Genomic DNA, 14554 nt, shown 5'->3' with positions numbered 1-14554 from the left:
CCGCTCCGCCCTGCCCTCTGCTCCTCCCGCTTCTCCACAGATCTCGCGTCGCCGATCCGACCACCACCCGCTCTCTGCCAGAGTCTCTGCATGACCGACTCCCGTGTGCCGCGGCACCAGCGTGTGTGGCCTGCCAGCCCTGCCGCCTTCGCCGACACGAACCGCTGCCCCTCCTGCTTCGCGAGCCTCGCCGAGCCCGCATGCACCGTCTGCGGTCTTGACCTGCGCACGCCCGCCGCAACCGAGCTCCTCGCGCTCGGAGTACAGCTGGTGCAGCTCGAAGAGCACCGTCAGCGCACCATCGAGCGGATGCGCGGCGAGCAGGCGCTCGCCGCGTGCCGCGGGCTCGACCCGGCGTCGGCAGCCGCCGACGCTCCCCCTGCCGCCGACGCTCCCCCTGCCGCCGCCGACGCTCCCCCTGCCGCCGACGCTCCCCCTGCCGCCGCAGACGCGCCCCGTCCTACCCTTGGCGCGACCGCTTCGGCGGCCACCGCGGTGCGGCGCCGGTCGGGCCTGCAGGTGCTCCTCCTCGTTCTCGGCGTGGTGCTCGTCTCAGTGGCGGCCGCGTTCTTCCTCTTCATCGCCATCGTGAGCGCGACCGCCGAGGCGCTCGCCGAGCTGACCGCTCTCGCCGCCGCACTCGTGCTCGCGCTGGCGATGCTGCTGCGCGGGCGCCGGCTGCCCGGCACGGCGGAGGCCCTCGCCGCGGTGGCCGTCATCCTGCTGCTGCTCGATGTGTGGCAGGTGCGGGGCAGCGGCGCCTTCGGCAGCGACCGCGTTGATGCGACGACGTTCACTGGTGGTGGCCTGCTCGTTATCGGGGCGGTGAGCGCCCTCGCGGCGACCAGTTCCAGAATCAGAGTGCTGGAGCTGGCGTGGTCTGCGCTGTGCCCGACGGGAGTCATGTTTCTCGTGTTCGGCGCGCTCTGGCCGTTGAACACCATGCTCGCCGCGTGGGCCGGTTTCGTCGCCGCGGGCGCGTTCTGTCTCATTGCACCTCTCGTTCGCGGGCGCCTCGCTCCGTCCCTTCTGCGAGCGATGGGGCTTGCCGCGCTCACGCTCGCGCTGCCGCTGGCCGCACTCGATTTCGACCTGAGCGGGTGGACGAGAGCGGCCCTGCTCCTCATCACGGCTGTCGTATGGGCAAGCCATGTTCTCGCCGCCGCGGGGCCGCCTGAGGGCCGGCGTGAAGCGACGGGGTGGCGTCGCGCCTCTTCGGTCGGAGCGGGGCTCGCTACGGCGCTCGCGGCCACAGTTGCGGCCACCGTTGCGGCCACCGGGCTCGCCGACACCGCCGCGGCGGCCTGGCTGCCCATCGCGGCCGCCGCCGCCCTGCTGATGGTGACCGCCGCGTGGTTGACGCGCCTGGCCGGTCGCCCCCGTCTTGAAGAAGCGGTCCGCGTGTCGCTGTGGCCGATCGCCGCCGTCGCCGCGCTCACGCTTCTCGCCTCGGTGTCCCGCGCGATCGCCTCCTATTTCCTCACGCTGGCAGCCCCCTCGGGCCCTCTCGAATTCTCGCCTTTCGAGGAATTCGTGAGCGACGCACTTGGCGAGCGCGGGCCGAACTGGGCCGGGATGCTGGCGATCCTGATCGGTGCGATCGGTGCGGGCGCCACGCTGACGCTGCTCGGGCGAGTGTCCGCCGCACGCATCGTGGGATCGGCGTTGATCGTGTGCGCCGTACTCGCCAGCGGCAGCGTTCTGCAGACCGGGCCGACAGCGGCGGTGTTCGGTGCAACGGCCCTCGTGAGCCTGCTCGCGGCATCGTCGAGGCGCCCACGTGCCGAGGCGTGGCGACGGATTGCTGCTGCGACTGCGCCACTCGCGCTCGTCGCCTTCTTCTCCCTGCTTGGCGGCGCGCTCCTGCACACTTCGCTCGCGCTCGCCGCTCTCGCGCCGCTCGCGTGCGTGCTCTCGGCAGCAGCTGCGCTCGCCATCACGGCGTTGCGCATCGATGCTCTCGCGCGCGCCGTGTGGTGGTCGTCGACGGCACTCGCCTCGTTCGCCGTGCTCGTGTTCGCCTGCGCCAGGGCCGGCGCCGAGCTGCCGGTGGCCCTCATGCTGCTCGCCCCGCTCCCGCTGCTCGCCACCGCCGCGCTCGGCCGAGCACGCCGGCTGAGGCGACTCGCCTGGCTCGGGGCGCCGCTCGCCATCGCCGCACTGGCGGCGGCTTTGGCTCAGGGGCATTCGAGCGCGCCGGAGCCGTTCACGCTGCCGGGGGCGCTGGGGATCGGCGTGATCGCGCTCACCGTCGGCGTTCGCTCGGGCGGTCATCGAGAGCGGCGGGCGGCTGCAACCGCCCTGGCGGCCACGGCGCTGGCGCTCATCGTCGGCCCTGGCCTCCTCTCCGTCGAGACGGGCGCCGCCATTCGGCCCGCCGTCCTGCTCGCCTGCGGTGCACTGGCGTTGATCGCTGCCCCGATGTCGCCGGCGGTTGTCGCGGGTATTCGACTGCCACCCGTACTCGCCATCACCGGCACAGCGGCTGCGCTCGGCGCGGGCGTGATCCGTGGGTTCTCTGGGCTGCAGGGCTCGTCGCCTGGCCCCCTCGCCGCCGAGGTATGGGCCATTCCCGCGGTGCTCGTCACCGTCGTCGCGGCGAGTCTGTGGTCAGCCCGCGACCAGCGCCCCGCCTGGGCTGCCGAGGCGCTGGTCGCCGTGGCCGTCACGAGCCTTGCGAGCGTCGAGACGGCCGCGGTCCTGGCCGCCCCGAACGCGTCACTGCGCGCTTTCGTCACCCTCGCGGTGCTCGGCGCGGTGTACGTGGGCGCGGCATCGGCCGGCACACTTCCGCTCACTCGGCGCATCGGGTGGCTCGCGCTGGGGTCGATGGTGATCGTCGGCGTGCTTGCGCTCGCGGGCGGCAACGCGCATCCGCTCGAACTCGTGACGGTGCCCGTCGGGATCGCACTCGGCGCTGCCGGGGCCTATCGACTCGCCGTTCGAGACAGCGCGCGAAGCTGGAGCCAGCTGGGGCCGGCCTGCGCCGTACTGCTGGTGCCGTCGCTCGCCGCAGACATCGGCGCGAACGAGTTGTGGCGCGTGGTCGGGCTGGGTGTCGTTGCGGTGCTCGCCGTGGTCGTCGGTGCCGCGCGTCGCCTGCAGGCGCCGCTCATTCTCGGTGCCGCGGTGCTGCTCGTGCACGCGGTAGCCCAGCTGTGGCCCTGGATCGCCGCGCTCTACGCCTCGGTCGACTGGTGGGTGTGGCTCGGCATCGGTGGGGTACTGCTCATCGCGCTCGCCGCCACGTACGAGCGGCGCATTCGAGACATGAAGACTCTCGCGATCGGCCTCGCGCAGCTGCGATGAGGGCGCCCGAGGGTGCTGTTCTCAGCGCTGCAGCCAGGCGAGCACCGCCAGAACGCGACGGTGGTCGGAGCCCGAGTCCTGCAGGCCGAGCTTCTGGAAGATGGAGGTCACGTTCTTCTCGACCGCACCCACCCCGATCACGAGCCGCTCGGCGATGCCCGCGTTGGTGCGGCCCTCAGCCATGAGCTCGAGCACCTCGCGTTCGCGCGGGGTGAGGGCCGCGAGCGGGTTGGACTGGCGCCCGAGCAGCTCGCGCACGACCTGTGGGTCGAGCACCGTGCCGCCGGCAGCGATGCGGGTGACCGCATCCGTGAGGTCGTCGAGCGACGCGACGCGGTCTTTCAGCAGGTAGCCCATGCCGCCCTGCCCCGCCGCCAGAAGCTCGTGCGCGTACGTTCCCTCGACATACAGGCTGAGGAGAAGGATTCCGAGCCGCGGCATTCGCCGTCGCAGGGCGAGCGCGGCCTGCACCCCCTCGTCGCGGTACGACGGAGGCATGCGCACGTCGAGCACGGCCAGATCCGGGGCGAGCTCGTCGATCTCGGCGAACAGGCTCTCGGCGTCGCCGAACGCACCCACCGTCTCGAAGCCCGCCTCGTCGAACAGCCGTACGAGCCCCTCGCGCAGCAGCACGGAGTCATCCGCGATCACGATGCGGAGCGGGCGGTCGGCAGGCGCAGTCTCGGGCATGCAGACAAGGCTACGGGAGACGGCGGCTGCGGGGTGAGGAGCCGCGAAGCGGCGTCTCGAAGCCCTGCCCTATAGCCGGATGGGTTTCGAGACGCCGCCTTCGGCTGCTCCTCAACCCGCGTTCACATCAGAGCGGGATGACGGCGCCGATGCTGGTCGGGCCACCTGCCGGGCTGTCGAGAACGAGTGTCCCACGCAGGCCGCGTACGCGCTCGTCGAGGCCGCTGAGTCCGTGGCCGCCGGTCACACGAGCGCCGCCGGCGCCGTTGTCGGTCACCCACACCTCCAGCACCCGACCGCCCGTCGTCGGCTCGGGTCGAACCCTCGCAACGAGCCGGGCGGCCGTCGCCCCCGAGTGCTTCGACACGTTCGTGAGCAGCTCGGCCGCCAGGTAGTAGACGCTGCGCTCGACTTCCCCAGGAAGCTGGGATGCGTCGCCCAGATCGATCTCGACCGTGACGGGCGCGGTGCTGAGAGCCGCGAGCGATTCCAGTGCGGCGACCAACCCACGATCCTGAAGGATCGGCGGGGCGAAGCCGCGGGAGAGCGCGCGCAGCTCCTCGAGCGTGTCGTGAGCCCGCGTGCGGGCCTCGACCGCGAGCGAGCGGGCGGCATCCGGGTCGGAATCGAGCTTGCGCTCAAGGGTGGCGAGATCCATCTGAAGGCGCACCAGCCGCTGCTGCGGGCCGTCGTGGATGTCACGCTCCAGGCGCCGCAGTGAGTAGTCCTCGGCGAGCACGGCCGCGCCGCGTGAGGCGCTCAGGTCGGCGACCTCGCGTTGCAGGGCCTCCGAGCGCCAGGCGCCGAGAACTCCGCGCGCGATGACCGCGTGCAGCAACGTCAGCCCGCGCGTGACGAACGGGAGCGTCGCCAGGAAGAGGAGCCCGACGACGAGTAGGAAGACTGCCTCGCCTGCGAGCGGGTCACCGCCGGTGCGGTAGCCGGGGAAGAAGAACCCCAGCACGACGCTGTGCAACCACACGTTCTGGTCGTCAGCTGGCAGGAACCGCCCCCAGAACCAGTACGTGACCCCGCCGAGCCCGCTTGCCAGCCAGACGACGGAGACGACCCACGTGACCGTGCCGACGATCGGATTGATGACGTAACTGTGCAGAAGGTACAGCCAGTAGTGGCCGTTCACGAACGGGCCGAAGGTGGCGCGCAGGAAACCGGCCGGCCTCCCCTCCGGCCGCCAGGCTGGTCGCACGATCGCTCCTCGGCCCGCCCAGCCCAGGCGCACGAGTTCGAGAGTGCCGAACCCGCGGGCGATGTACAGGGCGGCGACGAGCAGGAACAGCCCGACGTAGATCACGGCCGTACCGATCCCGCCCCAGAACACGGCGTTGAGCACGACGAAGCCGGTGATCGCGACAGGCAGCCCCAGGAGCAGGAAGCCCAGCTCGCGGGGCACGCCCGCCCAGAGCCGGCCGTAGCCGAATCGGCGGGATGCGGTACCGGCGCGGCCGGCCGCGGCGGCATCCGTGGGTTCGCTCACATGTTCAAGCGTGGCAGACGTGGCGTGGGATTCAGTGCTCATGGTTCGTCTCGTTCTCTCTCGGGCCGTAGCCGCTTCGGTCTTCGGTGCTGTCTTCGGGCGGGGTTCCGGCCTTCTGGCCGGCCTTCACGACGACGAACTGGCCCATCATGCCGCCGTCCTCGTGCCGCAGCAGGTGGCAGTGGTACATGTACGGGATGTTGCGGTCGGTGTAGTCGCTGAAGCGCAGCAGCAGAACGTACGCAGTCTCGGGCGCCAGGTAGACGGTGTCCTTCCACCCCGCGAGCTCGGGTGGCGGCGGGGCGCCACCGACGCTCGCGACCTGGAACTGCGTGTCGTGCACATGAAAGCTGTGCGGCTCGTTCTGGCTGTTGGTCACGACCCATTTCTCGAGCGTGTCGACCACGACCGTCTGATCGATGCGGTCCATCTGCATCCTCTGGTCGTTGATGCGGGTTCCGTGCATGTCGAAGGTGCAGGTCACGGATGCGTCTGCCGCGTCCCAGCGCGCCATCGGTACCAGCTCGGTGGGCATGGGGCCGAGACTGGTCAGGGAATCCGCGGCACGCAGTTGCATGATGTCGAGTGTGTCGCGGCCCGCGTTCATGGTGGCGACCGAATCCGGCACGCCGAGCTTCGGCGGTGTCGAGCGCAGGGTGACGCGCTCACCGGGCTCCATGCGCACCAGCACCTCGGCGCGCTCCCCCGGTGAGAGACGGATGCCGGTCATGGCGGCCGGCGCGGCAAGCAACCCGCCGTCGGTGCCGATGAGCTCGAACGAGCGGTGGTCGCTGAAGCCGAAGTCGTAGATGCGGGCGGCAGACGCGTTCAGGAGCCGCAGTCGCACCACGTCGGTCGTGACGGGCAGGTAGGCGCCGATCGCGCCGTTGACGAGAACGGTGTCGCCGATGGGGCCGATGAACCCGCTCGTGCTGTTCGTGAACTGGCCGCCGTCGTCGAAGCGGCGGTCCTGCACGATGACCGGGATGTCGTCGACGCCGTACTCGCGCGGCAGGTTCAGCGCCTCCTCGGCCTCGTCGTGCAGGATCACCATGCCGGCAAGACCCATGGTCACCTGGTGCAGCGTCTCGCCGTGCGGGTGCGGGTGGTACCAGAGTGTCGCGGCCGGCTGGTCGATTCTCCAGTGCGGCGACCACGTCTCACCCGGCGACACCATCTGGTGCGGGCCGCCATCCATCGCGGCGGGCAGGTGCATGCCGTGCCAATGCACGGTCGTGGGCACGGTGAGCCGGTTCGTCACGTCCACTCGCACCGCATCGCCCCGGTTCGCGACGATCGTCGGCCCCAGGTACGAGCCGTTGTACCCCCACGTGGTCGTGCGCTCGCCCGGGCGGAACTCGGTGCTGCCGGCCGAGGCGGCCAGGGTGAAGACGCGCTCGCCAGCGGCATCCGTCGTCGCCTTCGCCACCGGTGGAATCGGTAACGGAGTGTCGAAGTGAACCTTGCCGGCGGTGTTCATCGTGCCGCCGCCGAACACTGAACCGCAGCCCGCCAGGGCAAGGGCGATGGATGCGGTCGCCAGGACGGCGACCGAGGCCGCGGCGAGGGTGGCGCGTGGCCGCCGGGGCGCGTGTCGTTCGAGCATGGTTCAAGCCTCGCGGCGGCGGGAGCGCGGCCGTAGCCGGGGAGCATCCGAATCGGGGAGGGGGTTATCCCGAACGGGCGAGGTCTCGATACGCCCGCGCGGCGGGTTGCTCGACCAGCGGCGGCGGGCGGGTGAGCGCAGCCTCAGCTTGCTTGCGGAATAGCGGGCGACGCGTACGGTTGAGCTTCAAGAGAGCGAAGGGATCCTGTCATGACCAGCACCGTATCCACCCCGAAGAGCGTCTCGAACCCTGATGTGGCCGCCGGCGTCGCGCAGTTCCTCAGCCCGGTCGTCATCGACCTGACCGCTCTCGTCGTCAACGGCAAGCAGGCGCACTGGCATGTGCGCGGCGCCAACTTCATCGGCGTGCACGAGCTTCTCGACACCATCGTCGACCACGCCCAGGAGTGGGCCGACGTCGCCGCCGAGCGCATCATCGCCCTGGGCCTGCCCATCGACGCCCGCCTGCACACGGTTGCCGAGAAGACCACCACCCAGCCGCTGACAGCAGGCTTCCGGCCGTACCAGGACACGATCGTCGAGGTCATCGCCCAGCTGGATGCGGCGCTCGCGAGCGTCAACACCGCCGTCGCCGAGCTCGATGAGCTCGACCAGACGAGTCAGGACGTGGCGATCGAGATCGCGCGCGGACTCGACAAGGACCGGTGGTTCCTCGCGGCGCACATCAGCGAGTAGTAAGGGGCGCCGGCGTTAGGCCTGGCAGGTGGGGCACCAGTAGAGCTTGCGGGCGCCTATGGTCTCGAGCGCGATGTTCGTGCCGCACACGCGGCACGGCAGCCCCTCGCGCTTGTACACCCAGTGCCGGTCGGCGCGACTCGACATCGCTTTCGCGTAGGAGTCGTCGTCGAGGCCGTCCATTGTCATCATCTGGCCCGTGGCCACGCCGAGCCCCAGCAGATACGCCCAGTCCTCCCACAGCGCTGCGGCGGTCTCCGCCGGCACCTGCTTGCCGGGAGTGTGCGGGTTCAACCGTGAGCGGTAGAGCAGCTCGGCCCGATACACGTTGCCGATGCCGCTCACGACCGACTGGTCCATGAGCAGCAGGCCGATGGGGGTGGGCTTGCGCCGCACCGCGGCGACGAACCGCTCCCCCGCCTCGGGCGAATCGTCGTTCAGCGGGTCGGGGCCGAGCCTGTCGACCGTGGCCTGAACCTGCTCGGCGAGAATGACCTCGCACGCCGTCGGCCCGCGCAGGTCGGCCACGGCCGTGTCGGTCAGCAGCCGCACACGCACCTGCCCCACCGGCTCCGGCGGGAACACGAAGTCACTGTCGTCTTCCTTCTCCGACTCGGCCATGCGCAGGCGTGCCCTGCGCGGCGCACCGATGGAACGCACGGAGTCCTCGCCATCCGCATCATCGAGACTCGTGCCGCGCTGGTTCGTCTGCCCCATGCGCCCGCCTGCCGAGCGGATCGTGGCATCCGTCGTGATCTCGCCCGCGAAATCCCACGCGCCGTACAGGCCGAGATGCACGCGCAGCCACAGACCGCCCGTGAACTCGAGGAACATCTGCTTGCCGACCGCACGCGCATCCGTCATCTCGCGGCCGTCGAGCTGGGCCGCACCCTCGGCGAAGCGGCCCTGCGGCGACGAAACGGCAACCGTCTCGCCGACGAAGTTGCGGGCGAACTGGCGGGCGATTCGGTGAACCGAGTGGCCTTCAGGCATGCGCGTTGCCGCCGATCAGTGGTCGACGCCTTTGCCGGCAATGTCGCCGGTGGCCTCGTACTCGGCGAGCTGCGCGATGCGGCGGGCGTGCCTCTCCTCTTGTGAGAAGGGCTCGGCGATGAACGCGTCGATGAATCCCGTCGCCTCATCGACCGTGTGCTGGCGGGCGCCGATGGAGATGACATTCGCATCGTTGTGCTGGCGAGCGAGAAGGGCCGTGCTCAGGTTCCACACGAGGGCCGCGCGCACGCCCGTCACCTTGTTCGCCGCGATCTGCTCGCCGTTGCCCGAACCGCCGAAGACCACGCCGAGCGCCTGCACGCCCGCCTGCTGGTCGCGCACGACCGCCTGCGCCGCGTTGATGCAGAACGCCGGGTAGTCGTCTTGCGGGTCGTACTGCGCCGGCCCGTGGTCGACGACCTCATGTCCTGCCGCGCTCAGGTGGGCGATGAGGTGCCTGCTGAACTCCAGCCCGGCATGGTCGGTGGCAATGTGAATGCGCATGGTGTCGATTCTATTGAGAGCGCGCAGGCAGAGCGGATGCGCGGGCGGGCCGCTGCGGGGGCAGCGCCCGTGCGGTGCTCAATCGAAGATCGGCTCCCTTGTGCGGCTGCGCTTCAGCTCGAAGAAGCCGTCGTACGACGCCGCGGCGACGACGCCGTCCCAGAGCCGCAGCGCCTCCTCACCCTTCGGGGCGGGCGAGATGACGGGACCGAAGAACGCCACGCCGTTCACCGCGATGACCGGTGTGCCGACGTCCTGACCCACGCGCTCGATGCCATCGAAGTGGCTCGCGCGCATCTGGGCGTCGTACTCGTCGCTGTCCGCGAACCGGGCGAGGTCGGCGGGCAGGCCCACCTCGGCGAGCGCCGCGGGGATCACCTCGTCCGGGTTCTTGCTGCCTCCCGGGTGAATGCGCGTGCCGAGCGCGTCATACAGCGGCTTCACGTACTGCTGGCCGTGCCGCTCCGCGACCGCGGTGACGAGCCGCGTGTATCGAAGAGCCCGGGGAAAGAACGACCGGTAGTCGTCGGTGACGTCCTTGTCCTCGTTGAGCACGGCAAGGCTCATGACGTGCCATGTGACCTCGAGGTCGCGATGCTTCGCCACCTCACCCACCCAGCGGCTCGTCATCCACGCCCAGGGACAGGACGGGTCGAACCAGAAATCAACGACGGTGGATCCGGTGTTCGTTTCGTCAGTGCTCATGCCTCCATCTCACCACCGATCAGCACTGATTGAGCGTGTAAGTGCCGACTAAGGTTGAATGCGGCGATCACGAGTCGCCGTTCACAACCAACAGCGCCAAAGGAGTGCCCGTTGCCCGGAGACAACCTCACCAGAGTCGAAGCACAGGAGCGCAAGGCTCTCATCGAGACGCACAGCTACGAGGTCACACTCGACCTCACGCAGGGCGACGAGACGTTCCGCAGCGAGACGACCGTGCGCTTCGCAGCGAGGGCCGGCTCCTCCACGTTCATCGATGCGATCACGCGCCGCGTGCACTCGGTGACTCTGAACGGTGAGGCGCTCGACGTCGACGAGGTCTCTGACGGGGTGCGCATCCAGCTGCGCAATCTTGCCGCCGAGAACGAGCTGACGGTCGTCTCCGACGCCATGTACACCAACTCGGGCGAGGGCCTGCACCGTTTCGTCGACCCGGTCGACGGCGAGGTATACCTCTACAGCCAGTTCGAGGTGCCCGACTCGCGCCGCATGTACGCCGTGTTCGAGCAGCCTGACCTCAAGGCGAACTTCACGTTCACGGTGACGGCGCCGTCGCATTGGGTTCTCGTGAGCAACTCTCCGATTGCGTCGAAGGAGGCCGGTGATGCCGCCACGACGTGGGCATTCGAGCCGACCCCCCGCATCTCCTCCTACATCACGGCGCTCATCGCGGGCCCGTACGAGAGCGTGCACAGCGAGCTCACGAGCCGCGACGGCCGGGTGATCCCACTCGGCGTCTACGCGCGCAAGAGCCTCGCCCAGTATCTCGACGCCGACTATATCTTCGAGAAGACGCGGCAGGGCTTCGCGTTCTATGAGGAGAAGTTCGACTACCCGTATCCGTTCGCAAAGTACGACCAACTGTTCGTGCCCGAGTTCAACGCGGGCGCCATGGAGAACGCCGGGGCCATCACCTTCACGGAGACGTACGTGTTCCGGGCGAAGGTCACCGACGCGATCAAGGAGCGCCGGGTCGTCACGATCCTGCACGAGCTGGCGCACATGTGGTTCGGCGACCTCGTGACCATGAAGTGGTGGAACGACCTGTGGCTGAACGAGTCGTTCGCCGAGTACGCCTCCACTCTCGCCACCGCCGAGGCCACCGAGTGGAAAGAGGCGTGGACCACCTTCGCGGCCATGGAGAAGAGCTGGGCCTACCGCCAGGACCAGCTGCCCTCGACGCACCCCATCGTCGCGACCATCAACGACCTCGAAGACGTGCAGGTCAACTTCGACGGAATCACCTACGCCAAGGGCGGCTCGGTGCTCAAGCAGCTGGGCGCCTGGGTGGGGCAGGAGCAGTTCCTCGCCGGCGTCGCCAAATACTTCGCCAAGCACGAGTACTCCAACACCGAGCTGCGGGACCTGCTCGTCGAGCTTGAGGCTACGAGCGGCCGCGACCTGACCAGTTGGTCGAAGCTCTGGCTCGAGACCGCGGGCGTGAACACGCTTCGGCCTGACATTGAGACGGATGCCGGTGGCACCATCTCGTCGTTCGCTGTTCTGCAGTCCGCCCCCGCCGACTACCCCACGATCCGCCCGCACCGCCTGGCCATCGGCTTCTACAACCTGCGCGACGGCAAACTCGTGCGCGACGAGCGAGTGGAGCTCGATGTGGACGGCGAGCGCACCGAGGTCCCCGAGCTGGTGGGCAAGCCGCGACCTGACCTCGTGCTCCTCAACGACGACGACCTCGCCTACGCCAAGATCCGCCTCGATGAGGCCTCACTGACGGTCGCGATCGAGCACCTGTCGACCATCGAGAACCCGCTCGCGCGCTCGCTCGTGTGGGGCTCGGTGTGGGATTCGACCCGCGACGCCGAGACGAGCCCGAGCGACTACGTGCGGCTGGTGCTCGGCAATATCGCGAGCGAAACCGAGTCCACCACGCTGCGCACGACGCTCAACCAGCTGGTGCTCGCCGCGACGGCGTATGTCGCGCCCGAGAAGCAGCGGCAGACCGCCGTGGGGGCGGCATCCGCTCTGTGGCGTCTCGCGCAGCAGGCGGAGGCGGGAAGTGACGCCCAATTCCAGTTCGTGAAGTTCTTCGCGGCGCTCGCCTCGACCGACGAGCACCTGGACGCGATCCAGGCTCTTCGCGAGCGCACGACCACGCTCGACGGACTCGAGATCGACACCGACCTGTCGTGGGAGCTTCTCGTCGCCCTCGTGGCTGGCGGGCGCGCAGGCGAGGCCCAGATCGAGGAGGCGAAGGCCGCGGATAACACCGCGAACGGCGCCCAGTTCGCCGCCCAGGCGGCGGCTGCGGCCCCGAGTGTCGAGGGCAAGCGAGCCGCGTTCAGCCGCGTGTTCGACGACGACGGCCTGCCGAACACGATCGTGCGCTACACCGGGCTGGGGTTCCAGCGTGCCGCGGACACCGGCGTGTTCGAGGAATTCGTGCCGCGGTACTTCGACGCGCTGCAGGGCGTGTGGCAGTCCCGCTCGTACAAGATCGCGGAGTACCTTGTCGACGGCTTCTACCCGGCGCCGCTCGCGAACCAGGCGCTGGTCGACGCCACGCGTTCCTGGCTCGAGGCGAACCCGGAGCCAGCGGCGCTGAGACGGCTCGTGGTCGAGAACCTTGCAGGGATCGAGCGGGCTCTCGCGGCGCAGGAGCGCGACGCGCGCGGCTGAACGCGAGCCGGGACCCAGCACCGGGTTCCACAACGATATCCGTCGCAAGAGTGATTTACCGAGCCTGTCGGGTGCGTAGGGTGTTCTGGTGATCGAAATCCAGAACCTCAGCAAGAGATACGGTTCCAAGCTTGCAGTAGACGGGATCAGTGCCACCGTTCGACCGGGTATCGTAACGGGCTTTCTCGGGCCGAACGGCGCGGGCAAATCCACCACGATGCGCATGATCGTGGGGCTTGACAAGCCCACGACAGGCAGCGTGCTCGTGAACGGCAAGCCGTACGTGAAGCACGCCGACCCCCTGCACGAGGTCGGGGCGCTGCTCGAGGCCAAGGCGGTGCACACCGGCCGCAGCGCGTACAACCACCTGCTCGCGCTCGCCGCGACACACCACATTCCGAAGAGCCGCGTGCACGAGGTCATCGAGATGACCGGCCTCGCCGCAGTGGCGGGCAAGCGCGTCGGCGGCTTCTCACTCGGCATGGGGCAGCGTCTCGGCATCGCCGCGGCGTTGCTCGGTGACCCGCAGACGCTCATCCTCGACGAGCCGGTCAACGGCCTCGACCCCGAAGGCGTTCTGTGGGTGCGCCAGCTCACCCGTTACCTGGCCGGCCAGGGCCGCACGGTCTTCCTCTCCTCGCACCTCATGAGCGAGATGGCGCAGACGGCCGATCACGTGATCGTGCTGGGTCGCGGCCGCATCCTTGCCGACGCCCCCATCGCCGACATCATCGCCGGCGGAACCCGCAAGCTCGTGCGCGTGCGCACCCCGCAGGCGCAGCTTCTCGTCGACCGCATCAGCGGCCCCGACGTGAACGTGACGGGACTCGACGACGGCGCGCTCGAGATCACGGGCATCGGCGCGGAGCAGATCGGCGACGCGGCGGCCCAGGCAGGCATTGCGCTGCACGAGCTCACACCCGTGGGCGCCTCGCTCGAAGAGGCGTACCTCGAATTGACCCAGGACGACGTCGAATACCGCTCGGAGGCAGCCCGATGACCACCACAACCCCCGCGGCGCCGCGCGCCCTTGACGGTATCCGACTCGGCTTCTCCGGCCTGGTGCGTTCGGAATGGATCAAGTTGCGCTCGGTGCGCTCCACCATGTGGTGCTACGGGCTCATCATTCTGCTCACGATCGGCTTCGGCCTGCTCTACTCGGCGACCGTGAGCGAGTCCTCCGACATTTCAGTCGAGACGCAGAACAGCCTGGCGGTGCAGGGCATGACGCTCAGCGTCAACTTCACGCAGCTGATCGCGGCCGTGCTCGGCGTGCTGGTGATCAGCGGCGAATACGGAACGGGCATGATCCGCTCGACGTTCACCGCAGCACCCGGCCGCCTTTCGGCGTACTTCGCCAAGGCGCTCGTGCTCGCCGTGACGACCTTCGTGGTGAGTGTCGTGTCGATCGCGGTGACGGCGCTCGTCACGGCACCCATCCTCTCGGGGAAGGGCATCGACGCGCAGCTCGGCGAAAGCTCAGTACTGCTGCCGCTGCTCGGAGGCGCCGTCTACCTCACGCTGATCGCGGTACTCGCGTTCACGTTCGGCGCCATCGTGCGCAATAGCGCCGGCGGCATCGCGAGCGTTCTCGGTCTCGTGCTCGTCGTGCCGGTCGTGCTCCAGATCTTCGGCGCGCTCACACGGGCCGACTGGATCACCAACCTGGCAGCGTTCACGCCCTCGAATGCGGGCGGCAAGATCTTCGCCTATGTTCCGGATGCGGCGCAGCAGGCCCAGCCGCCCGCTGGCATCGTTTCCCTCAACGCCACCGAGGGCCTGCTCGTGCTGATCGCGTGGGTCGTTGTGTTCGGCATTGTCGGGGCGCTGCTCACCAAGCGACGAGACGTGTAGCCGGGCCGCGCTGACTGCGACTATTCAGGAGAAATCGGCCGGCGCGC

Annotated in this window: 11 protein-coding genes; 5 read left to right on the top strand and 6 right to left on the bottom strand. The window is 69.2% G+C overall.

The window, feature by feature from the left end; all coding sequences use genetic code 11:
• Nucleotides 1-90 precede the first annotated feature (90 nt).
• A complete protein-coding gene (locus OSC27_RS07950) occupies nt 91-3309 on the top strand; it encodes an SCO7613 C-terminal domain-containing membrane protein (RefSeq protein ID WP_267180902.1) in 3219 nt (1072 codons plus the stop codon).
• 21 nt (nt 3310-3330) lie between these two features.
• Here OSC27_RS07950 and OSC27_RS07945 read toward each other — a convergent pair whose 3' ends face one another.
• The 3 genes from OSC27_RS07945 to OSC27_RS07935 all read right to left on the bottom strand — a co-directional run bounded on the left by OSC27_RS07945 (nt 3331) and on the right by OSC27_RS07935 (nt 7100).
• Entirely contained in the window at nt 3331-3999 is a 669-nt protein-coding gene (locus OSC27_RS07945; protein WP_267180901.1) for a response regulator, read from the bottom strand.
• 127 nt (nt 4000-4126) lie between these two features.
• Entirely contained in the window at nt 4127-5536 is a 1410-nt protein-coding gene (locus OSC27_RS07940) for a sensor histidine kinase (protein WP_267180900.1), read from the bottom strand.
• Nucleotides 5526-7100 (bottom strand): multicopper oxidase family protein, encoded by a 1575-nt coding sequence (locus OSC27_RS07935; RefSeq protein WP_267180899.1) that lies wholly within the window; start codon nt 7098-7100, stop codon nt 5526-5528. The genes OSC27_RS07940 and OSC27_RS07935 overlap by 11 nt, the downstream gene beginning before the upstream one ends.
• A 210-nt stretch (nt 7101-7310) precedes the next feature.
• Here OSC27_RS07935 and OSC27_RS07930 point away from each other — a divergent pair, with 210 nt between their 5' ends.
• Complete coding sequence (locus OSC27_RS07930) at nt 7311-7796, top strand: Dps family protein (protein ID WP_267180898.1); 486 nt, start codon at nt 7311-7313, stop codon at nt 7794-7796.
• Between the two features lie 15 nt (nt 7797-7811).
• Here OSC27_RS07930 and OSC27_RS07925 read toward each other — a convergent pair whose 3' ends face one another.
• From OSC27_RS07925 to OSC27_RS07915, 3 genes are all read right to left on the bottom strand, one after another.
• Nucleotides 7812-8789, bottom strand: coding sequence for an Fpg/Nei family DNA glycosylase (locus OSC27_RS07925; RefSeq protein WP_267180897.1), 978 nt, complete (start codon nt 8787-8789; stop codon nt 7812-7814).
• Nucleotides 8790-8804: 15 nt separating this feature from the next.
• Nucleotides 8805-9293 (bottom strand): ribose-5-phosphate isomerase, encoded by a 489-nt coding sequence (locus OSC27_RS07920; protein WP_267180896.1) that lies wholly within the window; start codon nt 9291-9293, stop codon nt 8805-8807.
• 78 nt (nt 9294-9371) lie between these two features.
• Entirely contained in the window at nt 9372-9998 is a 627-nt protein-coding gene (locus OSC27_RS07915) for a DsbA family protein (RefSeq protein ID WP_267180895.1), read from the bottom strand.
• 111 nt (nt 9999-10109) lie between these two features.
• On the opposite strand from OSC27_RS07915, the gene pepN reads away from it, so the two are divergent.
• From pepN to OSC27_RS07900, 3 genes are all read left to right on the top strand, one after another.
• Nucleotides 10110-12653: an aminopeptidase N gene (gene pepN, locus OSC27_RS07910; protein WP_267180894.1), complete on the top strand. Its 2544-nt coding sequence runs from the start codon at nt 10110-10112 to the stop codon at nt 12651-12653.
• An 88-nt stretch (nt 12654-12741) separates the two neighbouring features.
• Nucleotides 12742-13653, top strand: coding sequence for an ATP-binding cassette domain-containing protein (locus OSC27_RS07905; protein WP_267180893.1), 912 nt, complete (start codon nt 12742-12744; stop codon nt 13651-13653).
• On the top strand, nt 13650-14507 hold the full coding sequence (locus OSC27_RS07900) for an ABC transporter permease (protein WP_267180892.1): 858 nt from the start codon (nt 13650-13652) through the stop codon (nt 14505-14507). Before OSC27_RS07905 ends, OSC27_RS07900 begins: the two co-directional genes overlap by 4 nt.
• The last annotated feature ends 47 nt before the right edge of the window (nt 14508-14554 follow it).

The organism is Microbacterium sp. STN6, assembly GCF_026410545.1.
Taxonomy (GTDB): Bacteria; Actinomycetota; Actinomycetes; order Actinomycetales; family Microbacteriaceae; genus Root112D2.
The sequence above is the reverse complement of the archived record's forward strand: the minus strand, read 5'-3'. Positions and strand labels throughout refer to the sequence as shown.